Annotated in this window: 23 protein-coding genes; 15 read left to right on the forward strand and 8 right to left on the reverse strand. The window is 56.8% G+C overall.

What is annotated here, in order from left to right:
• Window positions 1-4: 4 nt before the first annotated feature.
• From Q8O73_RS11865 to Q8O73_RS11885, 5 genes are all read right to left on the reverse strand, one after another.
• Window positions 5-1,171 carry an adenosylhomocysteinase gene (locus Q8O73_RS11865; RefSeq protein WP_305558375.1) on the reverse strand — a complete coding sequence of 389 codons (1,167 nt, stop codon included), beginning with the start codon at window positions 1,169-1,171 and terminating at the stop codon, window positions 5-7.
• Window positions 1,172-1,318: 147 nt separating this feature from the next.
• The gene (cynS, locus tag Q8O73_RS11870) at window positions 1,319-1,759 is read right to left on the reverse strand and encodes a cyanase (protein ID WP_305558376.1); all 441 of its coding nucleotides are present in this window, start codon (window positions 1,757-1,759) and stop codon (window positions 1,319-1,321) included.
• Between the two features lie 37 nt (window positions 1,760-1,796).
• Window positions 1,797-2,717: an ABC transporter ATP-binding protein gene (locus Q8O73_RS11875; protein WP_305558377.1), complete on the reverse strand. Its 921-nt coding sequence runs from the start codon at window positions 2,715-2,717 to the stop codon at window positions 1,797-1,799.
• An 11-nt stretch (window positions 2,718-2,728) separates the two neighbouring features.
• Window positions 2,729-3,559, reverse strand: coding sequence for a nitrate ABC transporter permease (gene ntrB / locus Q8O73_RS11880; RefSeq protein ID WP_305558378.1), 831 nt, complete (start codon window positions 3,557-3,559; stop codon window positions 2,729-2,731).
• Window positions 3,559-4,992 carry a CmpA/NrtA family ABC transporter substrate-binding protein gene (locus Q8O73_RS11885; protein WP_305558379.1) on the reverse strand — a complete coding sequence of 478 codons (1,434 nt, stop codon included), beginning with the start codon at window positions 4,990-4,992 and terminating at the stop codon, window positions 3,559-3,561. Before Q8O73_RS11885 ends, ntrB begins: the two co-directional genes overlap by 1 nt.
• A gap of 219 nt (window positions 4,993-5,211) precedes the next feature.
• Between Q8O73_RS11885 and Q8O73_RS11890 the strand changes: the two genes are divergently transcribed.
• A complete protein-coding gene (locus Q8O73_RS11890; RefSeq protein WP_305558380.1) occupies window positions 5,212-7,170 on the forward strand; it encodes a sigma 54-interacting transcriptional regulator in 1,959 nt (652 codons plus the stop codon).
• Between the two features lie 15 nt (window positions 7,171-7,185).
• Here Q8O73_RS11890 and Q8O73_RS11895 read toward each other — a convergent pair whose 3' ends face one another.
• The gene (locus Q8O73_RS11895; protein ID WP_305558381.1) at window positions 7,186-7,890 is read right to left on the reverse strand and encodes a glutathione binding-like protein; all 705 of its coding nucleotides are present in this window, start codon (window positions 7,888-7,890) and stop codon (window positions 7,186-7,188) included.
• A 250-nt stretch (window positions 7,891-8,140) separates the two neighbouring features.
• Here Q8O73_RS11895 and Q8O73_RS11900 point away from each other — a divergent pair, with 250 nt between their 5' ends.
• From Q8O73_RS11900 to rbsK, 7 genes are all read left to right on the forward strand, one after another.
• Window positions 8,141-8,335, forward strand: coding sequence for a twin transmembrane helix small protein (locus Q8O73_RS11900; protein ID WP_305558382.1), 195 nt, complete (start codon window positions 8,141-8,143; stop codon window positions 8,333-8,335).
• The gene (locus Q8O73_RS11905; protein WP_305558383.1) at window positions 8,336-8,914 is read left to right on the forward strand and encodes a cob(I)yrinic acid a,c-diamide adenosyltransferase; all 579 of its coding nucleotides are present in this window, start codon (window positions 8,336-8,338) and stop codon (window positions 8,912-8,914) included. It abuts the gene before it with no gap.
• A 192-nt stretch (window positions 8,915-9,106) separates the two neighbouring features.
• Entirely contained in the window at window positions 9,107-9,856 is a 750-nt protein-coding gene (locus Q8O73_RS11910; protein ID WP_305558384.1) for an electron transfer flavoprotein subunit beta/FixA family protein, read from the forward strand.
• A 15-nt stretch (window positions 9,857-9,871) separates the two neighbouring features.
• Complete coding sequence (locus Q8O73_RS11915) at window positions 9,872-10,807, forward strand: electron transfer flavoprotein subunit alpha/FixB family protein (protein ID WP_305558385.1); 936 nt, start codon at window positions 9,872-9,874, stop codon at window positions 10,805-10,807.
• A 44-nt stretch (window positions 10,808-10,851) separates the two neighbouring features.
• Complete coding sequence (locus tag Q8O73_RS11920; RefSeq protein WP_305558386.1) at window positions 10,852-11,739, forward strand: 3-hydroxybutyryl-CoA dehydrogenase; 888 nt, start codon at window positions 10,852-10,854, stop codon at window positions 11,737-11,739.
• Window positions 11,740-11,851: 112 nt separating this feature from the next.
• On the forward strand, window positions 11,852-13,339 hold the full coding sequence (xylB, locus tag Q8O73_RS11925; protein WP_305558387.1) for a xylulokinase: 1,488 nt from the start codon (window positions 11,852-11,854) through the stop codon (window positions 13,337-13,339).
• A 79-nt stretch (window positions 13,340-13,418) separates the two neighbouring features.
• Window positions 13,419-14,345 carry a ribokinase gene (gene rbsK, locus Q8O73_RS11930; RefSeq protein WP_305558388.1) on the forward strand — a complete coding sequence of 309 codons (927 nt, stop codon included), beginning with the start codon at window positions 13,419-13,421 and terminating at the stop codon, window positions 14,343-14,345.
• 7 nt (window positions 14,346-14,352) lie between these two features.
• Here rbsK and Q8O73_RS11935 read toward each other — a convergent pair whose 3' ends face one another.
• Window positions 14,353-14,910: a TlpA disulfide reductase family protein gene (locus Q8O73_RS11935; RefSeq protein ID WP_305558389.1), complete on the reverse strand. Its 558-nt coding sequence runs from the start codon at window positions 14,908-14,910 to the stop codon at window positions 14,353-14,355.
• A gap of 38 nt (window positions 14,911-14,948) precedes the next feature.
• On the opposite strand from Q8O73_RS11935, the gene argH reads away from it, so the two are divergent.
• The 4 genes from argH (at window position 14,949) to Q8O73_RS11955 (ending at window position 20,307) form a co-directional block, all read left to right on the forward strand.
• Window positions 14,949-16,364 carry an argininosuccinate lyase gene (gene argH, locus Q8O73_RS11940; RefSeq protein ID WP_305558390.1) on the forward strand — a complete coding sequence of 472 codons (1,416 nt, stop codon included), beginning with the start codon at window positions 14,949-14,951 and terminating at the stop codon, window positions 16,362-16,364.
• Window positions 16,361-16,504, forward strand: coding sequence for a lipoprotein (locus Q8O73_RS11945; protein ID WP_305558391.1), 144 nt, complete (start codon window positions 16,361-16,363; stop codon window positions 16,502-16,504). The genes argH and Q8O73_RS11945 overlap by 4 nt, the downstream gene beginning before the upstream one ends.
• Window positions 16,501-17,766: a diaminopimelate decarboxylase gene (lysA, locus tag Q8O73_RS11950; protein WP_305558392.1), complete on the forward strand. Its 1,266-nt coding sequence runs from the start codon at window positions 16,501-16,503 to the stop codon at window positions 17,764-17,766. Before Q8O73_RS11945 ends, lysA begins: the two co-directional genes overlap by 4 nt.
• 117 nt (window positions 17,767-17,883) lie before the next feature.
• Window positions 17,884-20,307 carry a DUF4175 domain-containing protein gene (locus tag Q8O73_RS11955; protein ID WP_305558393.1) on the forward strand — a complete coding sequence of 808 codons (2,424 nt, stop codon included), beginning with the start codon at window positions 17,884-17,886 and terminating at the stop codon, window positions 20,305-20,307.
• Between the two features lie 86 nt (window positions 20,308-20,393).
• Here Q8O73_RS11955 and Q8O73_RS11960 read toward each other — a convergent pair whose 3' ends face one another.
• A complete protein-coding gene (locus Q8O73_RS11960; RefSeq protein ID WP_305558394.1) occupies window positions 20,394-21,212 on the reverse strand; it encodes a DUF3426 domain-containing protein in 819 nt (272 codons plus the stop codon).
• A 206-nt stretch (window positions 21,213-21,418) separates the two neighbouring features.
• Here Q8O73_RS11960 and ftsE point away from each other — a divergent pair, with 206 nt between their 5' ends.
• The 3 genes from ftsE (at window position 21,419) to Q8O73_RS11975 (ending at window position 23,867) form a co-directional block, all read left to right on the forward strand.
• Window positions 21,419-22,102 (forward strand): cell division ATP-binding protein FtsE, encoded by a 684-nt coding sequence (gene ftsE, locus Q8O73_RS11965; protein ID WP_305558395.1) that lies wholly within the window; start codon window positions 21,419-21,421, stop codon window positions 22,100-22,102.
• A 20-nt stretch (window positions 22,103-22,122) separates the two neighbouring features.
• Complete coding sequence (locus tag Q8O73_RS11970; protein WP_305558396.1) at window positions 22,123-23,025, forward strand: ABC transporter permease; 903 nt, start codon at window positions 22,123-22,125, stop codon at window positions 23,023-23,025.
• A 113-nt stretch (window positions 23,026-23,138) separates the two neighbouring features.
• Window positions 23,139-23,867: a YdcF family protein gene (locus tag Q8O73_RS11975; RefSeq protein WP_305558397.1), complete on the forward strand. Its 729-nt coding sequence runs from the start codon at window positions 23,139-23,141 to the stop codon at window positions 23,865-23,867.
• Window positions 23,868-23,907 lie beyond the last annotated feature (40 nt).

Consider the following 23,907-nt stretch of genomic DNA (forward strand, 5'->3'; position numbering starts at 1 on the left):
CACCCTAACTGTGCGATTGCAGAACGGCGTTCGCAACATCGCGTTCAAGATCGGCCGGATAGGCAAAAAATCCCGGTTCCTGTCCATCGGCCCCACCCGATGCCAGCCAGTCGATCCCGCGGATCAGAATGGCGGAAAACGGATCAAACAGATCCTTGCCCGACCCGCCCATGCCGGTCGCAAGATTCAACAAACTGCCGCGATTAAGCAGATAAACCTGTTTGCCATCGCCAAGGGTAAAGCGTTCGATATGGCGGCGCATCCGGGTGCGGTCCTGCGTATCGAGCCACGCCACATCAATTTCAGTATTGGAATGGCCGACATTGACCAAAATCGCCCCGTCGCGCAGCAAACCAATCTGATCGGCCCCGACAATGCCCGACAGGCCGGTGGCGGTGATGACAATTGCACATTCGGCAAGACCCTGTTCCAGCGTCACCACCCGGCATCCGTGATGTTGCGCCTCCAATGCGCGCACCGGGTCGCGTTCCGCCACCGATACCACCGCGCCCAGATGGCGCGCCCGTTCGGCCACCCCGCGCCCGACCGGACCAAACCCGATCACCAGAACCGACCGGCCATACAGGGCCAGACCGGTGACATTGGAGAAAACCGGCCACATTTCCTGCGCCACATGATGGCGGTTATGCAGGCGATCCTTGATCGCGATATCGTTCCAGTTATAAACCGGAAAACCCAGCGTCAGGCGATTGACCCGGTGAATGCCCGTTGTGGTGGCTTCCAGTGCACCGCCGACCTTGTGGCCCTTTTTCACAAAGGCCTCGATCAGTTCGCCGCCCATATCAGCAACGATATCGGCCGGGGCATCGGACAGGATATCGATGCTTTGCGCATATTCGTCCGGCGTCATCCCGGAAAAGGCATGAACCTCCACCCCGTTGGCCGCCAGATAGGCCGCCGCCGCATCATCGGTGCTGTCAGGGTTGCACGCCCCGACCTTTACCGTCGCCCCGGCCCGGACAAACGGCAACAGGGTGGGGATGGTGTCTTCAAGAACATGCTGGAAACTGACGATGGTTTTGCCGCGATAATCGCGGCTGACGACCTCGCGCCCGAAACGGGCGGTCACCGGGCAAATCACTTCGCGCCAGGCAAGGGTTTCATCCGTGATTTGGGCGGCCAGTGCTGCGTTTTTGATCCGGCTGTTCATGGTGTCGGCCTCATATGACAAAAGGGCAATTTACAAACTGCCCTTTTGTTAATCGCGACCTGACCGGTTGGAAAGTTTTTATCGCAACCCTGATAAAATAAACCCGGCGCAACCACCCGAAACGGGCGTTGCGCCGGGTTCAAAATTCTACCAGGCGCGATATTGCAGGAATTTGCCATCCAGTGTGACGACCACCCGGTCGCCTTTGGGGTTTTCCTTTTTCTCGATGGTCATTTCAAAGTCGATGGCGCTCATGATGCCATCGCCAAATTTTTCGTGAATCAGTTCCTTGGCGGTTTCGCCGTACACGCCGACAATTTCATAAAGCCGGTAAATCGCCGGATCCGTCGGCACCGCCTGTTCCCAGATTTTGTTCGGGCATTCCTGAATGACCGCCGATGCTTCTTCGGGCAGGGCCAGAAGGGCGACCAGCATGTCGGCCTTTTCCTTGGGTGCGGAATTCATGCCCAGACAAACCGAGGTTGTCCAGACCGGTGACATACCGATTTTCGAGGCGATTTCTTCCCAGCCAAGGCCCTTGGCTTTCTTGGCGCTGAGGATCAGTTCCTTGACGTCTGCTTTTTTCACAGCATTTCTCCATCGTAAGGTCGTTGTTTTAAAAGGGTTATTCCGCACCCTTGACCAATCGGGGGCGCGGGGTTGTGATATCCTTGGCGGGCGCGGCAATGTCCCCGTTCGCCCCAAATCGCACTGTTTTGGGCTGTGTCAGGCTGCCGTCCCCGTACTTGCCCGCCAGTTCGCGAGATCGTTTGGCAAGGAATTCCACCAGATGATTGCGGATGTCGTAATAATCGGGGTGATGAATGATTTCGGCGCGGGCGCGCGGGCGGTCGATGCCGACTTCGACCGATTCCGCCACCTTGGCATAGGGGCCATTGGTCATCAGAAGGATGCGGTCAGCCAACAGAATGGCTTCGTCCACATCATGGGTGATCATGAAAACCGTCTGATCGGACCCCGACCACACCCGGATCAGTTCATCCTGGATGCTGCCCCTTGTCAGGGCGTCAAGGGCCCCGAACGGTTCATCAAGCAACAATAATTGCGGCTGGATGGCAAAGGCGCGGGCAATCGATACCCGTTGTCGCATGCCGCCGGACAATTGCGACGGTTTGCGCAATTCCGCCCCGCCATTCAGCCCCACCAGATCAAGATATTTTTGCGAATGCTCCAATACCTGTTTTTTCGACCATGACCGATGGCGGGCCTGAACGGCAAAGGTGACATTTTTAAGCGCGGACAACCACGGCAACAGCGAATAGTTTTGAAACACCACGCCGCGATCAAGACTGGGGCCGGAAACCTCCTTGCCATTCATGATCACGGCACCGTCCGTCGGTTCGTCAAGACCGGCCAGAATATTGAGGATCGTCGATTTGCCACAGCCGGAATGGCCGATGATGCAAACAAATTCACCTTTTTCGATACCCAGATTGACGTTTTCAAAAACCGTCAGGGCTTCGCCGCCTTTGGGGGCGGGAAAGCGTTTTGACAATCCTTGCAGGCTGAGGAAAGGGGTTGGCATGATGGCGGTCCTTATTCCTGATACTGCACAAGACGGGCACAATAGGCAAAAGCGGTATCAAGCAGCATCCCGACCAGACCAATCATCAGGATCGAGAAAATCACGCTGGTCAGGTCCAGATTGTTCCATTCATTCCAGACGTAATAGCCAATGCCGGTACCCCCCACGAGCATCTCGGCCGCGACAATCACCAGCCACGCAATGCCGATTGAAATCCGCATCCCGGTCAGAATGGTCGGAGCAGCAGCCGGAAGAATGACGATCCATGCGGTTTTCAAACTGCCCAGTTCATGGGTGCGTGCCACATTGACCCAATCCTTGCGCACCCCGGCAACGCCAAAGGCCGTGTTGATCAGCATCGGCCAGATCGAACAAATGAAAATCACGAAAATCGCCGAAGCCTGACTGTCCTGAATCACAAACAGCGCCAGCGGCATCCACGCCAGCGGCGAAATCGGCCGCAATATCTGGATGAAAGGATCCAGCGCCCGATACATCAGCGGCGACATTCCGATCAGAAAACCCGCCGGAATGGCAATGGCGGCGGCAAGGAAATAACCGGTCAAAACCCGATACAGCGAATAGCCGATCTGAATGCCAATGCCCTTGTCATTCGGTCCGGCATCGTAAAACGGGTCGCTCAGTTCTTCCCATGCCTTGGCAAATACCGCCGAGGGTGGCGGCACGGCAGCCTTTGCCTCGCCGCCACCCATCAGCAATTCATATTCGGTCAGTTCGGCTGCAAGCTGTTGTTTCGGGGTGGCAGCCTCCCAGAATCCCAGAAGGACTGCCAAAATCACCACCGACAACAAAACAGCCCTGGCATTCAGGGATGTCACCATCAGCTTGTCCCTTTACCAATCGGAAAGCTGTTGACATAGGCATCGGGCTGATCCGGATCGAAAACCTTGCCCATGATGGTATATTTTTCATAGGTCGATCCCGGTGCTTCATAACCAAGGTCTTTCATCACCTTGGCACAATCGGCCGCGACATAGACTTCTTCGGCGATTTTCTTGTAATCGACATCGCCATCGATATAGCCCCAGCGCTTCATCTGGGTCAGAATCCAGACCCCCATCGAATGCCATGGGAACGGATCGAAATCGATTCGGTCCGACACATCCTGAATCGCCCCCAGACCATCGGCATACCGCCCGGTCAGGACCTGTTCGATCACCGGAACCGGCTGGTTCAAATAATTGGCCGGGGCAATTGCTGCGGCGATTTCCTTGCGGTTTTCGGATTTCGATGCGTATTGCGTCGCATCGACAATGGATTTCAACAATGCGCCATAGGTATTGGGAAATTCATCGGCAAACGCCTTGGAACAGGCAAAGGCGCAACAGGGATGACCATCCCAGATATCCTTGGTCAGGGTATGGATAAAACCGATTTTTTCCCAGACGGCGCGCTGGTTGAACGGGTCCGGCGACAGATAGCCATCCAGATTGCCCGCCCGCAGATTGGCAACCATTTCGGGCGGCGGTACGACACGAATCTGGATGTCCTTGTCCGGGTCAAGTCCATGTTCGGCAACGTAATAGCGCAACAGGAAATTGTGCATCGAATATTCAAACGGCACCCCGAACTTGAATCCCTTCCATTGTTTGGGGTCGCGTTTATCAAGATGGTCGTTATGCAGCACGATGGCCTGACCATTGATGTTTTCAACGGCGGGCATCAGAAAAGGTGTGGCGGTCGATCCGGCCCCCATCGAAATCGCCAGCGGCATCGGTGTCAGCATATGCGATGCGTCATATTCATTGTTCAACGACTTGTCGCGGGCCACCGCCCAGCCTGCCGTCTTGATCACATCGACTTCCAGCCCGTATTTTTCATAAAAGCCCATGGGCTGCGCCATGATGATCGGCGTCGCACAGGTGATCGGCACAAAACCGATATTCAGTCTGGATTTTTCCGGCGTGCCAAGATCATCAAGGATCGCCGCCTTGACCTTATCAAGCGGCATCACCGAGGCCAGTGCCGCCGCCATGGTCCCGCCCCCAACCATCTTGGCAAAAGACCGCCGCGAAATATCGTTGTGACCAAACACCGACCGGACCACCGCGCTTTCAATCGCACGTTCCAGAATTTGTTCACTGCTTTGTGGCATGGCATTGCCAAAAGAACCGGCCCTTTGATCGCTATGGGCTGGCGCAGTGGCCAGATCAAAATGGCCGTGTTCCGTGGAACATGCCGTGCACGCGCACGACTTGCCATGCCGCAAATCACTATCCCCGTTAAACGGATCGCCCAGACTTTTGAAAGACATGTGGTCACCCCCTGTTTCAAGTTCGTCACCGGTATCTGTGACGCCAGATATTCAGAGCGGTAAAAGCAACAGGCATGCCAGTTTGTGCATTGCGATATTTTCGCCGGAAAGGCTGGACTTTCGCAAGGTCGCGGCGCAAGGTAATCACTACGATATTTCGTTAATCACGATATTTCGTATTAAATTTCACGAAATATCGTAGAAACCGAAAGACTTGGTATGGATGTGGCATCCCTGCATCAGGCGGCCGCACATACAGATTTTCTGTATCAGCGGGCCTTTGTCGAAAACAGTCAGCCGATGCTTCTGGTCCATCCGGTCACGGATCGCATTGTCAGCGCCAATCAGGCCGTGGCCGATCTTTTGGGGCGCAGCATTGACGATTTGCGCAATACCCCGATGAGCCTTCTGCACAAGGGACAGGTCCCCGGCCTTGTGGTTTTCAGTCAGGCCGCCCTTTATAACGGCACGGCATGGACGCGCAGCCTGAATCTAACGCGCCCTGACGGGGTGGAAATCCTGAATGAACATCACGCCACCGCCCTGCGCCACGAGGGCGAGGATTACCTGATCATCACCATCGCCGATCTGGAGGCCCGCCACCGCCGCGAAGTTGATTCCGAGGCCGACAATTATCTGCGGGGTGGCATTGCCGAATGGCGTCGGGTGGAACGATTTTTCCATGAAATCGAACGACAGAACCAGTTGATTTTGGGGGCCGCGGGCGAAGGCATTTATGGTGTCAATGGCGACGGCAAAACCACCTTTGTCAATCCGGCGGCAGAACGCATGCTGGGCTGGACCGCCGATCAACTGGTCGGCCGGGAAATTCACGCCATTATCCATCATTCCCATGTCGATGGGGAACCCTATCACGCGCAGCATTGCCCGATTTACAATGCCTTTCGCGATGGCGTGGTGCGCCGCATTGACGACGAGGTTTTCTGGCGGCGCGATGGCAAACCGATGCGGGTTGAATATACATCCACCCCGATCCGCGATCATGGCCTGGTCGTTGGCGCGGTGATTGTCTTTCGCGATATTACCGAACGCAAAATGGCCGAAGAAAAACTGCATGCCGCCCTGGCCGAGGTTGACCGCCTGCGCGAAAGGCTGGAACTGGAAAATGCCTATTTGCAGGAAGAAATTCTTTCCACCAACAATCATCACGAAATCATCGGCCAATCCGCCGCCATTCAAAGTGCGTTAAAACAGATTGATCTGGTTGCGCCCACCGATGCCAATGTGTTGATCACCGGCGAATCCGGCACCGGCAAGGAATTGATTGCGCGCGCCATCCATCAGGCCAGCCACCGCCGGGACCGGGTGATGGTGCGCGTCAATTGCGCCGCCATCCCCCATGAATTATTTGAAAGCGAATTTTTCGGCCATACCAGGGGGGCTTTTACCGGGGCCATCCGCGACCGGGTCGGCCGGTTTGAACTGGCCGATGGCGGCACCCTGTTTCTGGACGAAGTCGGGGAAATTCCGATTGAGTTGCAGGGCAAGCTGTTGCGGGTCTTGCAGGATCAGAAATTTGAACGCATTGGCGAGGAACATACCCGCGAGGTCAATGTCCGCCTGATTGCCGCCACCAACCGTGACCTGAAACAGGAAGTCCGCAATGGACGTTTCCGCGAGGATTTGTATTTCCGGCTGAATGTATTTCCGATTGAATGCCGACCCTTGCGCGAACGCCCCGACGACATCCCGGCCCTTGCCGCGCATTTCCTGCGCAATATCTGTCACAGGCTGAACATCGCACAACTCAAACTGACCAGGGGGCAAGTACGCGACCTGCAAAATTACCCATGGCCGGGCAATGCCCGCGAACTGGAAAATGCCATTGAACGTGCCGCCATTCTGGCCCGGAATGGCAAATTGCACATCGACCTTCCCGACAGTCACCGTGACAGGCACCCGCACCCCGATGACACCAAGGACACCGCCGGACATAGGGGTGACGACCCGCGCAACATTCTTTTGACCGAGGATGACCGCCGCCAGATGGACCGGCAAAACATCACCGCCGCCCTGCGCAGCAGCAAGGGCAAGGTTTTTGGCGCAAACGGGGCGGCGGAATTACTGGGCCTCAAACCCACCACCCTGACATCGCGCATGAAGAAACTGAAAATCGACCGGCGCGATTTCAGCCCCGACCCGGCGGGCCGGGACTGATCATTTGATCCCGATCTATGGCCGCGCCGGAATTTCCAGCCCGCGCTGAACCGCCGGACGCGCCAGCGCCCGTTCCAGCCATGCCGGAACATGGCGCAAGGCGGCATAATCAACCAATTCCCCGGCATCATAAAACCCGACCAGATTGCGGACCCAGCCCAAAAGCGCGATATCGGCGATGGTATAATCATCGCCCATCATCCATGTCCGATCCGCAAGGCGCGTTTCCAGCACCCCCAACAGGCGTTTGGACTCGTTGACATAGCGGTCGCGCGGGCGTTTGTCTTCGTAGTCGCGCCCGGCAAATTTATGGAAAAAGCCAAGCTGTCCGAACATCGGCCCGACAGCCGCCATCTGGAAAAACACCCACTGGATCGTTTCCATCCGCCGCACAGGATCAAGCGGCAGGAATTTTCCGGTTTTTTCGGCGAGATACAGCAAAATCGCACCCGACTCAAACAGGCCAAACGGCGTGCCGCCCGGTCCATCCGGGTCCAGAATCGCCGGAATTTTGCCATTGGGATTAAGCGACAAAAATGCCGGGGTCCAGGTTTCATCCTTGCCGATATCAATGAAATGCGGCTCGTAGGCCAGCCCGGTTTCTTCCAGCATGATCGACACCTTGACCCCGTTCGGGGTCGCGGTTGAATAAAGCTGCAACCGGTCCGGATGCTGTGCCGGCCAGCGTTTGGTAATTGCAAATGGGGAAAGATCAGCCATCAAAGCCTCGCCCTGAAATGAGTCAAAAGTTGAAAAACCACCATCGCGATTTCAGCCGGGCGGATCAACCCTTATGACAAAATGCCCCAATCGACAAAAAACAGCATCATACAGCATAATATCTGGCCCTGCCCCCTTGCCCCGCCGGACATATTGACGCAGCATGACGCCCCCGTATTGCGCCTTGCCGTATCGTTATTAAATATCATGGTGTCCGGGCCGACCGGACAGAATGGGAGACATCCGTTTTATGGCTGCATTTTTGCAGATCGGCGTTTTGATCGCCATGGCCGCCGTTGGCCTTGTTCTGGTGATGGGCATCATCACCATGGCGCGGGGCAAGGATGCCCGCAAATCCAACAAACTGATGCAATTGCGCATTGTCGCACAGGCCGTTGCCTTGTTGTTGCTGGTGATCCTGTCGCTGATGGCATTGGGCAAATAGATGGTTCAACTGACGCGCATTTACACCAAATCCGGTGACAAGGGCAAAACCGCCCTTGGCAATGGCACACGGGTTGCCAAAAACAATATTCGCGTTGCCGCCTATGGCACGGTGGATGAAACCAATGCCGTGATCGGTGTTGCCCGCCTGCATGCCAATGGCGAAACCGATGCGATGCTGGCGCGCATCCAGAATGACCTGTTTGATCTGGGCGCTGATTTATGCACGCCGGGCAATGGCGTTGATGACGACCCGGAACGCCCGGCGCTGCGCATTACCGCCGATCAGGTCGAACGGCTGGAACGCGAAATTGATGCGGTCAATGCCGGGCTTGACCCACTGACATCCTTTGTCCTGCCGGGCGGAAGCCCCCTGTCGGCACAGTTGCATATGGTGCGCACCGTGTCGCGCCGGGCCGAACGTCTTATTGTCGAACTGGCCGGGATCGAGGATATCAATCCGGAATGTGTCCGCTATATCAACCGTCTGTCGGATCATATGTTTGTTCTGGCCCGCCACGCCAATGAGGGCGGCAAGGCCGATGTTTTGTGGAAGCCGGGCCTGACACGAGATTTATAGTTTTGCCCCTGAATTCCCCTGTTTTCAGGGAATCAGGTTATCGTTAACGTCAACCTCTTTACGTAAATTGACAACCCCGTAACAGCACCTTATTGTGCGACGCGGGGAAACCAATAAAACCGGATACAACCGCGCCCGACTTGGCATATGCGCTGTATTCATTGCTTCGACACAATAACAAACAGGTCTGTCATGAAGGTTCTTGTCGCCGTTAAGCGCGTTGTGGACTACAACGTCAAGATCCGTGTCAAACAGGACCAGTCCGGCGTTGAACTGAACAACGTCAAGATGTCCATGAATCCGTTTGACGAAATCGCCGTTGAAGAGGCCGTGCGCCTTAAAGAAGCCGGAACCGCGACCGAAGTGGTCGCCGTATCGCTGGGTGTCAAACAGTGTCAGGAAACCCTGCGCACCGCCCTTGCGATGGGGGCTGACCGCGGCATTCTGGTTGAAACCGACGATGAATTGCAGCCGCTGGCCGTTGCCAAACTTCTGAAAGAAGTCGTGGCAAGGGAAAACCCCGATCTGGTGATCCTTGGCAAACAGGCGATTGATGACGACGCCAATCAGACCGGCCAGATGCTGGCCGCCCTTCTGGACTGGCCGCAGGGCACCTTTGCCTCCAAGATTGTGGCCGCCGATGGCAAGCTGGACGTCACCCGCGAGGTTGATGGTGGCCTTGAAACCATCCGCATTGATTTGCCCGCGATTGTGACGTCGGATTTGCGCCTGAACGAACCCCGTTATGCGTCGCTTCCCAACATCATGAAGGCCAAGAAAAAGCCGCTTGATACCCTCAGCCCGGCTGATCTGGGTGTCGATACCGCGCCGCGCCTGAAAACCCTGAAAGTGTCCGAACCGGCCACCCGTCAGGCAGGTGTGAAAGTCGGCAGTGTTGCAGAACTTGTCGACAAGCTGCGCAACGAAGCCAAAGTCATTTAAGCGGGGGCCGATCCAATGAGCATTCTTGTTATTGCCGAACACGACAACACCGAACTGAAGGGCGCAACCTTGAACACGGTTGCCGCCGCCAAAAAAATCGGTGGCGATATTACCGTTCTGGTGGCCGGTGAAAATTGCCGCGCCATTGCCGATGCCGCCGCCAAAATCGCCGGTGTTGCCAGGGTCCTTGTCGCCGACAATGCCGCCTATGGGCATTTTCTGGCCGAAAACCTGGCCGGGCTGGTATCGGAACTGGCTGGGGATTACAGCCATATTCTGGCCACCGCATCGACCACCGGCAAAAATTTCATGCCGCGCGTCGCCGCCCTGAAAGATGTCGCACAGATTTCCGACATCACCGATGTCGTCAGTGCCGATACTTTTGTCCGCCCGATCTATGCGGGCAATGCGATGGCCACGGTGCAATCGTCCGATGCCCTGAAACTGATTACGGTGCGCACCACCGGCTTTGATCCGGTGGCAGGCGACGGCGGATCGGCACCGGTTGAAGATGTGGCAATTGTTGCCAATGCCGGTAAATCGGGCTTTGTCGGGTCGGAACTGACCGAGTCGGAACGCCCGGAACTGACGGCGGCCAGTATTGTCATCTCCGGCGGGCGCGGTATGGGATCGGGCGAGAATTTCCACCTGATCGAACCGATTGCCGACAAACTGGGGGCCGCCATTGGTGCATCACGCGCCGCCGTGGACGCCGGATACGCTCCCAATGACTGGCAGGTTGGCCAGACCGGCAAAGTTGTTGCACCGCAGCTATACATTGCTGTAGGCATTTCAGGTGCTATTCAGCATCTTGCCGGCATGAAGGACAGCAAGGTCATCGTGGCGATCAACAAGGACGAAGAAGCGCCGATCTTTTCGGTCGCCGATTACGGACTTGTTGCAGACCTGTTCGAGGCCCTTCCCGCTCTGGCGAGCGAACTGGACAAATAACAGGTCCTTGATACGGTTCCTTTGAAAGGACGAGTGGGGAGAAAATGGCGTCACTGGAAGATATCAAAATCATCGGGGTGATCGGTGCCGGTCAGATGGGCAATGGCATTGCCCATGTTGCCGCCCTTGCCGGGTATGATGTTCGCCTTCTTGACGTATCCGAGGCAGCGCTTGAAAAAGCGCTGGGCGCGATCGACAAGAATCTGGACCGTCAGGTCAAAAAAGACCTGATCAGCGAAGCCGACAAGACCGCCGCCCTGGCGCGGATTACCACCGGCGTCGAATATGCCTTTCTGACCGGATGCAATCTGGTGATCGAGGCCGCGACCGAGAATGAGGAGATCAAAAAACAGATCTTCAAATCCTTGTGCCCGGTTCTGGGTCCCGATGCGATTATTGCGACCAATACATCCTCGATTTCGGTCACCCGTCTGGCGTCCTATACCGACCGCCCGGACAAGTTCATGGGCATGCATTTCATGAACCCGGTGCCGTTGATGAAGCTGGTCGAGCTGATCCGGGGCATTGCCACCGCCGAAGACACCTATCGCATCATCCACGAATTGACGAAAAAGATGGGCAAGGATACGGCCAGCGCCGAAGATTTCCCGGCCTTTATCGTCAATCGCATCCTGTTGCCGATGATCAACGAGGCGATCTATACCCTGTATGAGGGTGTGGGTAATGTCGAATCCATCGATACCGCCTTGCGTCTGGGGGCCAATCACCCGATGGGGCCGCTGCAACTGGCGGATTTTATCGGTCTGGATACCTGTCTGGCGATCATGCATGTACTGCATGATGGTCTGGCCGATACCAAATATCGTCCCTGCCCGCTTCTGGTCAAATATGTCGAAGCCGGATGGCTGGGCCGCAAGGCCGGTCGCGGTTTCTATGATTATAGCGGTGACGAGCCGGTCCCGACCCGCTGATTGCATCCGCATCGATCATTCTTCAGGCCACCGCATTGTTGCGGTGGCCTGTTTTGTTTTGCCCTGTTAGCATTCCTGCAACCGGAAATCAGAACCGTCGGAGGTCGTCCCCATGTTTCTTGGCATTGATATTGGCACATCTGCCGTCAAGGCCCTTTTGATTGATGCGGACTCGCACACAATTGCCGAAGCCGACGTGCCGCTGACACTCAGCAATCCGCATCCGTATTGGAGCGAACAGAACCCCGACGACTGGTGGGCGGCCACCCAAACCGCAATGGAACAGCTTCGCCACCACAACCCGGCGGCCCTGTCGGCGGTACGCGGGATCGGCCTGTCAGGCCAGATGCACGGGGCGGTGTTGCTGGGGGATGATGACCGGCCTTTGCGCCCGGCAATATTATGGAATGACGGGCGCGCCACGGCCGAATGCGATGACATCGAATCGCTTTTGCCCGGCCTGCCCGATCAGGCCGGTGTTGTTGCCATGCCCGGCATGACCGCGCCCAAAATCATGTGGCTGCGCAAACATGAACCCGACATTTTCAACACCATCCGCACCGTCCTGTTGCCCAAGGATTATATTCGCCTGTGCCTGACCGGCGAAAAAATCACCGAAATGTCCGATGCCGCCGGGACATTATGGCTCGATCAACGCAGCCGAAGCTGGAATCTGGCCGCCATTGCCGCAACCGGCCTTGAACCCGGCCAATTGCCCGCCCTTGCCGAAGGCAGCGATGCCACGGGCATTGTGCGCCCGGAACTGGCCACCCGTTGGGGCATGGGGGCGTCTGTCATTGTCGCGGGTGGCGGCGGTGATGCGGCAACCGGGGGCATCGGGGTCGGGGCGGTGACCAATGGCGACGGGTTTATTTCGCTGGGTACGTCGTCGCAATTTTTTGTCGCCACCGACCGTTATCGCCCGCGACCCAAGGAATTGCTGCACAGTTTCGCCCATGCCGTGCCGGGGCGCTGGTTTCAGATGGCGGTCTTGCTGAATGGGGCCAGTTGTCTGGCATGGGCGGCAAAAATGATGGGTGCAACCGACATTGGCGATATTTTGCGCCGTACCGAACACCAACATCATCATCCGTCACAGGTGATTTTCCTGCCTTATCTGAGCGGCGAACGCACCCCGCATAACGACCCCCATGCCCGCGGGGTGTTTTTTGGCATGGGTGGCGATACCCGGCCAGAAACAATGATTCAGGCGGTTCTGGAGGGGGTCGGCTTTGCCCTTGCCGATGCGCAGGCCTGTCTGAAAGCCGCCGATACAATCTGCCCCTTGCCCGGTGTGATTGGCGGCGGTGCCCGCAGCCGATACTGGATTCAGATCATCGCTGATATCATGGGATCCCCCCTGGCAAGGTATGAAGGGGCCACCAAGGGTCCGGCCTTTGGGGCCGCCCGTCTGGCACGTCTGGCGGTGGACCGCGAAGCGATAGAGGATGTCTGCCGCACCCCGCAGATCGAGGAAATCGTCACCCCCGATCCTGACCGTCATGAGGCCTATCTGCCGCGTTTGCAAAAATTCCGCCGTCTTTACACGGCCTTGCGCGATGAATTCCAAAATCAGGATTCGGTCACACCGCACAGATAAAAGTGCGCTACCCCCCTTCAAAACCCTGAAACCATTCCAATATCAGAAGAAGCTATAAAACAGCTTTGACAGGTATTTCATGAGTATCGCAATCATCGGCAGCGCCAATATGGATATTGCGGCCCGTGCCGCAGATCTGCCGGTACCCGGCCAGACCATTCTGGCCGATTCCTGTGAAACCGGCCCGGGGGGCAAGGGGTGCAATCAAGCGATTGCGGTGCACCGGCTGGGCGCCAAAACCCGGCTGATCGCGAAAATTGGCGATGATACGATGGGCAAAAATTTGCTGGCCGCCCTGCAACATGAAGGCCTTGATACCGATCATATCATTCAGGGCACCGATATTCAGACCGGCATCGCCCTGATCACCGTGGATCGCAAGGGCGAAAACATGATCACGGTGGCAGGCGGGGCCAATATGACCCTGACCCGGCAAGACATCCGCAACCATTATGATTTCCTGTCGGGGTGCACCTGTTTGCTGGTGCAACTGGAATGCCCGGTGGTGGCGATTGCCAGCGCCCTCAAATACGCCCGTGAAGAAGGCATTGCCACCATCCTTGATCCTTCACCGGTGCTTGACCGAGTGGTGATGCGCGATTTGATCGCGCTGGCCGATATCATCACCCCCAACAGCAGCGAATGCGCCGCCCTGACCGGCATCATCCCCAAAGACGCCGCAACCGCACAACAGGCTGCCGATATCCTGCATGAAATGGGGTGCCCGACTGTTATCATCAAAATGGGGGCATTGGGGGCCTGGTACAGTGCGCCCGATGGCAATGGCAAGATTGCGCCGTTTCAGGTCGTACCGGTCGATACGGTCGCTGCCGGGGATTGTTTCAATGCCGGTCTGGCCGTCGCCCTGAAAAACGGCAACGACCTTGCCAAGGCCGTCCGGTTTGCCTGTGCTGCCGGGGCATTGGCCACCACCGAATTTGGCGCGGCCAGTTCCGCCCCCTATCTGCATCAGGTCGAAACCCTGTTAAACAACAGCCACGCTTAAATCAGCCTCATGGTCCTGTCGCCAGATCACGCAACCAGGCAATCACATCGGGATCATCCCATTTGGCAATCCCTTCCAGCCGCCCGACAACCTGACCATCGGCATCAATGACAAAACTGGTCGGAAGACCGCGTGCGCCAAAGGCCCGTGCCGTTGCCCCGCGCGGGTCCAGAACGATATCAAGATTCTCAATCGCGTTATCGGCATAAAATTTTGCCACCACATCCGCACCACCACGATCCTGGCTCAGCGCCAGCACCCGGAAATCCTGCCCGTCAAGGGCGGCGGCCAACCGGTCCAGTTCCGGCATTTCCTTGATACAGGGCGCGCACCATGTCGCCCACAGATTGACCAGAAGCACGGTTCCTTCAAGGTCACGCAGGTCGCGTTCGCGGCCATCGGTTTCGATAAAAAGGGCCGGTTCCGGCATTTTTCCGCCGTCGGTTTGGGTATCAAGTCTGGAAAGTTCGGACGGCAATTGCAAATCGGCAAAGGCAGGGCTTGCATAAATGGCCGATATGACGACAATCACGCCCAGTTTCAGAAAATTCAACACAACCGTCACATCCATCACCTTTGCAAACCAAACCCACGCGGAACACGATGACCGACCAAAATTCTGCCGATCCGAAAAATGCCAACGCCCTGTGGGGCGGTCGCTTTGACGCCGGACCTTCTGCCATCATGGAAGAAATCAATGCTTCCATCGGTTTTGACAAACGCCTTTATGCCCAGGATATCCAGGGATCCAGGGCCCATTGCGCCATGCTGGTCCGGCAAGGCATCATCGCCGCAGAAGATGGCGATAAAATCGCCCAAGGTCTAGACCGGATTCTTCAAGAAATCGAGAGCGGCCAGTTTACCTTCTCGACCGCCCTTGAAGACATCCACATGAATGTCGAAAGCCGCCTGCGCGATCTGATCGGCCCGGCGGCGGGTCGCCTGCATACGGCACGGTCGCGCAATGATCAGGTGGCGACCGATTTCAAATTATGGGTGCGCGATGTTGCCCTGACCGATCTGGAAGCCGGACTGCGCGGCCTTCAGGAAGCCCTGATTGATCAGGCCGAAAAACATGTTGCCACCATCATGCCGGGCTTTACCCATCTTCAGGCTGCCCAGCCGGTGACGTTCGGGCACCATATGCTGGCCTATGTCGAAATGTTTGGCCGGGATCGGGGCCGCATTGCCGATTGCCGGGTGCGGATCAATGAAAACCCGCTGGGTTCTGCCGCCCTTGCCGGAACACCTTATCCGATTGACCGTCATATGACCGCAAGCGCATTGGGGTTTGACCGCCCGACGGCCAATTCTCTCGATGCGGTGTCGGATCGTGACTTTGCGCTGGAATATCTGTCGGCGGCATCGATCACCGCCATGCATCTGTCGCGACTGGCCGAGGAAATGGTGATCTGGTGTTCGGCCCAGTTCAAATTCATCGGCATGTCCGACAAGTTTTCCACCGGCAGTTCGATCATGCCGCAAAAACGCAACCCGGATGCCGCCGAACTGATCCGGTCGAAAATCGGCCGGATTGTCGGCTGTTTTAACGGCCTGATGCTGTCGATGAAGGGATTGCCGCTGGCCTATTCCAAGGACATGCAGGAAGACAAGGAACCGGTTTTTGCCGCCCATGACCATCTGGGCCTGTGCGTTGCCGCCATGACCGGCATGGTCGCCGATATGAAGGTCTTTACCGACCGCATGCGTGCGGCTGCCGGGGCCGGATACACCACCGCAACCGATCTTGCCGACTGGCTGGTATCGGAACTGGGCATGCCGTTCCGCGATGCCCATCATGTGGTGGGTGCCACCGTGAAACTGGCCGAAAGCAAGGGCTGCGATCTTGATCAGCTTCCGCTTGCCGATTTGCAGGCGATTGAACCGAAAATCACCGATGCCGTCTATGCGGTTCTGACGGTCGAGGCATCGGTTGCGGCCCGCAAAAGTTTTGGCGGCACCGCCCCCGAACGGGTCGCCGAAGCGGTAAAAGAAGCACGCAAAAGGTTTTTGAAATGACCCGATTGTCAAAACGCCTCCCCATTATCGCCCTGGCAATCATGCTGGGCCTTGGTGTTGCCGCCTGCGGCAAAAAAGGCCCGCTTGAACCACCCAGCGAAGACGGCAAATCCTATCCACGGACGTATCCAAACAAATGAACCATTTTGATTATATCGACGGCGTTCTGCACGCCGAAGGAATTGCGATCCCCAAACTGGCCGACAAGGTTGGCACGCCGTTTTTCTGCTATTCCACCGCAACGCTGGAACGGCATTACCGGGTTTATGCCGATGCCTTTACGGGGCTGGATGCCACCGTATGTTATGCGTTAAAGGCCAATTCCAATCAGGCCGTGATCAAAACACTGGCGCGGCTGGGGGCCGGGGCGGATGTGGTATCGGTCGGCGAGATGCGCCGGGCGCTGCGTGCCGGTGTGCCGCCATCCAAACTGATTTTTTCCGGCGTGGGCAAGGCCGATGCCGAAATGCGCGAGGCGCTTGAGGCCGATATTGCGCAGATCAATGTCGAATCCGTGCCCGAACTGGAAGAATTGAACCGGGTTGCCCTTGATATGGGTAAAAAGGCGCGCATTGCCTTGCGGATCAACCCGCATGTCGATGCCAAAACCCATGAAAAAATTGCGACCGGCAAGGCCGAAAACAAATTCGGCATCGACTGGACCCGGGCGATTGAAATCTATCGTCAGGCCGCAAAAATGGATGGCATCGAAATTACCGGCATTGCCATGCATATCGGATCGCAACTGACCGATCTGTCCCCCTTCCGCGAGGCCTTTACCCGTCTTGCCGGGCTGGTGGAACAATTGCGTGCCGAAGGCATCGATATCCGCAATCTGGATCTGGGCGGCGGGCTTGGCATTGCCTATCAGGGCGAAACGCCGCCATTGCCCGATGCCTATGGCCAGATGGTGCGCGAAACGGTCGGGCATCTGGGATGCCATATCACACTGGAACCGGGTCGCCTGATTGTTGGCAATGCCGGCATTCTGGTATCGCGTGTCATGTATGTCAAAGATGGCGAGGCCAAACGGTTTGTCATTCTGGATGCCGCGATGAATGATTTGATCCGCCCGACCCTTTACAATGCCTATCACGAAATCATCGCGGTTGATCAACCGGGCAAGGATGACAAAATCGCCCTTGTCGATGTGGTTGGCCCGGTCTGCGAAACCGGCGATACCTTTGGCAAGGACCGCCCCCTGCCCGACGCGATCAAACCGGGTGATCTGGTGGCGATCTGTTCGGCCGGGGCCTATGGCGCGGTGATGTCGTCCACCTATAATACCCGCGCACTGGCACCCGAGGTTCTGGTGCGCGAGGATCAGTTTGCGGTGATCCGCCCGCGCCAGTCGATTGATGAATTGATCGCGCTGGATCGCATCCCGGACTGGATGGAGTGATCCTGACGGTCGTTTGAGGCTGTTTTGGGGTTGCCTGTCATGCAGGCAGCCCCTTTTTTATGCATCCTCGCCTGTTCTTTACTTGACCATTGGCCACGGCAGGCCAAACTGAAACTCATGACGATCATACCGCCCTATCCCAAGCTGGACCGACAATTGCAGTTTGCCCGTCAGATCATGACATGGGAACGCATATGGCCCCGGCTTGTGCCCGGATTGGCGGTTGTCGCGATGGTCGCCGGGCTTGCCCTTGCCGGTTTTTTTGATCTGCTGCCGCCTTCCGCTCATATTGTCGCCCTGTCGGTTTTTGTCGTGGCGGGTCTGGTCGCCGTCACCCTGCCGTGGCGCGGTTTCAAACGCCCGACCCGACAGGATGTTATCGCCCGGATCGAACGGGACAATCATCTGCACCATACCCCGTTACAATCCCTTGACGACGACATCCCCGGAAATGACGATGCCCTGACATCCTGGTTGTGGCAGCGGCAATTGCGCCTGAATATCGCCACCCTTGACCGGTTGCACCTGCCGCGCCCCCGCCCGCTTATCAGCCGCCATGACCGGTTTGGCCTGACAGTGATCCCGGTATTGTTACTGTTTATCGGGATTATGGCCGGACATGATCATATCGGGGAACGGCTTTATAAGGCCTTCACCCCGTTACAACGTCTTGGCATGCAAAATTTCAGTGCCAGTCTGTGGATCACGCCACCCTCCTACACCGGACAGGTTCCGCGTGTTGTCCAGATGACCAACACCCCGCAAACCGGAAGCAACAATGATGGCAGCCTTCCGGCGGATGAAGGCAGCCCGCCCATATCCCTTGACGTACCTGCCGGATCGGTTCTGGCCGGGAATATCAGCAGCATCTGGACACCGACCCTGACCGCGCCGGATGGTGTTCGCCCGATTGTCGAAAGCGGCCGCGATACATTTGCCATCAATACCCCCCTTGATCAGGATGGTTCATGGACCATTGCGGTCTGGGGAACCGACCGTCTTGCCCTGAATGTCCGGATAATTGCCGACAAACCGCCGGTATTGGCCTTTACCGCGCCGCCCGGCACCACCCGGCGCGACCATATCCGGCTGGATTTCACCGCACAGGATGATTACGGCCTGTCACAACTGGAACTGCATGCAAGCCCGATGGCCGAAAATGGCGATACCAGCGCCTTTGGCAGCATTGAGGACATTGTGGTTGATCTGCGCCAGACCCGGAATGCCAGCGATATTCCCACCAGAATGGAAGGCCCGCATTTCCTTGATCTGGTATCGCATCCCTGGGCCGGGTTGCCGGTCCGGCTGGAACTGGTGGCCCGTGACAATGCCGGTCAGATCGCCCGCAGCGAAGCCATTTCGATCCAGCTGCCCGAACGCGATTTCAACCACCCGGTGGCCCGCAAATTGATCACCATCCGGCAGATTTTGTTGCGTCATCCCGAAAGATCACGCGAAATGCGCAATGCCCTGATCCCGGTGATGAATGCACCTCAGGCCTTCAATGGCGATATCGGGGTTTTTCTGGCGTTATCCGTGGCCGAATCCCGGTTGTCAAACCATCCGGACAATCTTGAAATGCATCAACAGGTCGCCGGACTGTTATGGCATATCGCCGAAGAAATTGAACGCGGCAGCCTTGGCATCGCCGAACGCAATCTGATCGAGGCCGAGGAACGCCTGCTGGACGCCCTGTCGAACCCCGATATTACCGAAACACAATTATCCGATCTGATTGAAAATTATCGCAAAGCCTTGCAGGAATATCTTGCCGCTCTGGCACAAGACCCGGCCCGGCAGCAACAACAACCGGCAAGCGGGCCGGAAACCGTCATCGAACAACAGGATCTGGCCCGTGTGGTCGATCAGATTGATGCCCTGATGCGGGCCGGAGCCCGCGATCAGGCCCGCGCCCTGATCGACAGGCTGCGGGAACTGGTCGAAAACATGCGGATCACAACCGGCGGACAACAGGGGGGGGATATCACATCGGCCCTGCGCGATATGATCGACAATCTGCGCGATATGTCCCGCCGCCAGCAGGAATTAATGAATTCGGCCAATAACCCGCAAATGGCCCCCAACGGCCAGGATCGCGCCCGCGCCCAGCAACAACTGGCCGACGAAGCCGATCTTCTGGGCAACGACGCGCAATTTGAACAATATGGCAATATCGGCAATTTGCGGGACGCCATCACGGCGATGGAAAACGCCGCCAGTGCGCTGGACCGTAACCGGCAACATGATGCCCTGCAACAGCAGCAACAGGCGCTGGAAAGCCTTCAACAGGGCATGAACGAACTGGCCCGTGCGCTGGACGGTCTCAGCCAGATGGCCCCGATGCTTGATGATCTGATGCCCGGCGGGCAACGCGACCCGTTGGGGCGTCCGGTCGGCGGATCGGGGGAAACAATAATCCCCGAAGCCGATGATCTGGAACGGGCATGGCGCATCATGCAGGAATTGCGCCGCCGGTCCGGCGACCCGGACCGGCCGCAAATCGAACATGATTATATCGACCGGCTGTTAAAACGGTTCTAATCTGAAACGGACAGGGCGGCACCGTCACTTGACAATGCCGCCCTGTATTGTCTTTTCCCCATTCCCGAAAAATCAGGGCCCGAAAATCAGGGTTCAAGCGCCTGACGCGGATCAAGGAAGGTAATCTGCAACCGGGTGGCCGTCGGATTTGGCCTGCGGATTTTTGTTTCCACAGTCAGGGTTTCCCCTGCGGGCAAAATCTGATCGGTCATCGGCATTTCGGCACTGGTGCCCGCCGCTTCCTCGCCATAAATCAGCGGCACTTTTTTGCGTTGAACCACCCGGTCCAGCGGATCAAGCAATTCAACCATCAAATAGGGCAATACCCGTTCAATATCGCTGACATTGATGATTTCAGCCCGTACCACCAGAACATCAACACCATCTTCGTCTTCACGAGTCGGTGGCAATTCCCGGATATCAAGGCCTTCGCCAATATGGGGAACATCCAGCCCGATCATGTCATACAGTTTGGCAATCGGGGGCCAGGCATTGATCGCCATATCCTTGGCAAAATAACCACCCGCACCGACACCGCCAACCAGCACCAAAAACACCAGCCAGCCAATCAGGCCTTTCTTCGACTTGCCCGCCGGTTCATTGGGGCGGATCAATTGTTGCGGAATCGGCGGCGGGTCGGGAATGCGGTCAGCCCCTTCAAAACCGGGATCGACATAGCCGCCGCCCATCTGATCGGCGTTGAAATCCGCGCCCAGCGCCCCGTCCTGGTCAAAGGGCGGCGGCAGGCGGTTTTCATCCGATGCAGGCGAGGACGCCTTGATTCCCGGCGGGTCCTGATGCCAGCTATTGCCACAGTTTTTGCAGCGCACAGTCCGGCCTTTAGGACCAATTGCCTCCGTTTTCACAGAGTATTTCTTGGAACATTCTGGGCAAGTTATAATCATTGCAAGCCTGGCATGTCGGTGTCAGGGGCGTGAACCCGGGCGTGGTTTGTTATAAAGCAAGGGAGCCACAATCTCCCCTGTTTTGTGATCTGTTATACTATATGTAAATAGCGCCGATTTAACAGACTGTTAAGCAGAGATAACAGAAGCTGTGCCGTTAAGGACAAATAATGAATGCCAGACAGGCTGACGCAAGGAGCGCAGAGTTGACAGAAGTCGTCAGTTTCCGGGATGTCGGGGTCCGATATGAAACCGGACCGGAGATTTTGCGTGACCTTAATTTCACGCTGCATCGCGGCGGTTTTCATTTTATGACCGGCGCATCGGGTGCCGGAAAATCGACATTGATGAAGCTGTTATATCTGGCCTTGCGCCAGACACGCGGCGAAATTCGCATTTTTGGCCGCGATAACATCCGTGTCCCACGCGAAGATCTTCCGGCGATCCGCCGCAAGATCGGGGTGGTGTTTCAGGATTTCCGCCTGATCAACCATCTTAGCACCTTTGAAAATGTCGCCCTGCCGTTGCGGGTGGCTGGCGTTGATGATTTGCAAATTCGCAAAAATGTGACCGAATTGCTGGAATGGGTGGGGCTGGGCGATCAGATCAACGCCATTCCGTCGCGTCTGTCTGGCGGGCAGCAACAACGTGTGGCAATTGCCCGCGCGGTCATCGGGCGACCAGCCCTGTTGCTGGCCGATGAACCGACCGGAAATGTCGATGACCGCATCGCCATGCGCCTGCTATACCTGTTTGAAGAATTGAACAAACTGGGCACGACGGTCCTGATCGCCACCCATAACCGCCAACTGGTTCGCCGTTTCGGCCATATACAATGGCTTCTTGAGGGCGGCACGGTTATTGATGTCACCAATACCAACAGCGCCTGATCGCAGGAAAAAACAGCATTATGGCCTTTCGTCCCCGCCAGTCCCATTTGCCGCTGGACAGCGATTCTTCAAGCCGCTTTCTGCCTGCGATTGTGGCCCTTATGGTTGCGCTGCTGACCTTTGCGCTGGTCGGATTGACGGTATTGCAAGATGCTGTCGGGCGCTGGTCCGGGCAGATTGAAGGCAGCCTGACGGTGCAAATCCCGCCCAATGCCTCTGCCGATTTGTCGCCCGAGGATCGCGATCATGAATTGCGCGTCCGGGTCGATGAGATTCTGGATGTCCTGGCCGATGCACCGGGGATTTCCCGGGTCGAGGAACTCAGCCCCGAAACCATGGCGGCCTTGCTGGAACCATGGCTGGGTCCCAATGAAGTCATCAGCGAATTGCCGATCCCGCGCATCATCGAAATCACGCCGACAACCGGTTTCAATTTTGACCAGTTGGAAACCCTGCTGGCCGAAACCGCGCCCGAGGCCATCCTTGATGATCACCGCATCTGGATCGAACGCATCAGCGATGTCGCCTTTTCGGTCGAACTTGCCCTGATCACCCTGATTGCCGTGCTGTTTGGGGCCACCATTCTGTCGGTGGTGTTTGCCACCCGCTCGGGGCTTTCGATCCACCGCAATATCATTGAATTACTGCATCTGATGGGGGCGCAGGATACCTATATCGCCGGGCAATTCGCCCGGCACAGCATGCGCATGGCATTCTGGGGCGGAATATTGGGGATGGGCATTGCCCTGCCGGTTTCCGGGTTGATCGGGTATCTGGGGATTCGGGCCGGATGGGACATTCCCGGCAGTATTTACAGCCCGTGGTTCGCCCTGCTGATTATGATTGTCCCGGTATTAGTGGCACTGGTCGCCCGTATAACGGCAAGCCGAACGGTCTTGAAGGTCCTTCGACGCATGTTATAAGGCTATAAGGGCATGCAAACAAAAAACAATGCCCGTTTGTTCCGAGGCCTGCCTTCTCTGACCGGGAGTCTTCCCATGTTGCCTGCCCACCATCGTCGCCAAAGTATGTCTTCATGAGAAGACCGCCGCGTTCCGTACAGAACCGACGCCGGTTTCGCCGCTTCCGGTTTTTGCTGGCGGTACTGATTCTGCTTGGGCTGGGCTGGGCGGCGGGCCTGATGTGGTATGTCGGAAAAATCCCGGATGTGGTCGAGAACCCCGATCAGCAAACAGACGCGATTATCGTTCTGACCGGTGGTAGCGAGCGGTTAAGCGAAGGACGCCGGTTGCTATCACGCCATCTGGCAAAAAAACTGTTTATTTCCGGCGTCTATCGCGGGGTCGAGGTCAATGAATTGCTGAGTGCCGGCAAGGCCGATCCCAATATGATCGCCTGTTGTGTTGTGTTGGGTCATGTTGCCGAAAACACCCGTGGCAATGCGCTCGAAACCGCCTTGTGGGTCTATGAAGAGGGTTATCGCAGTTTGCGGGTGGTCACGGCCAATTATCATATGCCGCGATCCTTGCTGGAATTCCGGTCGGTGATGCCCGATGTCGAACTGGTGGCCCATCCGGTTTTTCCGGAACATGTCATGATCGACAATTGGTGGCGCTGGCCCGGAAGTGCCGCACTGATCACCAGTGAATATAACAAATTTCTGTTTGCCGCCCTGCGCAACGAAATCATGCTGTGGATGCCCGGCGATACGGACCCTTTTCGTCAATTACCGGCCCAACCCCCGAACGAAAAATTATCATCCGCAACCCGCCACACCGCGATTGTGAACCCGGCGCAAGGTTAGGGTCGCGATCACAACCATATTGCATTTATGACTTTGCTGT

Source organism: Thalassospira sp., from assembly GCF_030690045.1.
Taxonomy (GTDB): Bacteria; Pseudomonadota; Alphaproteobacteria; order Rhodospirillales; family Thalassospiraceae; genus Thalassospira.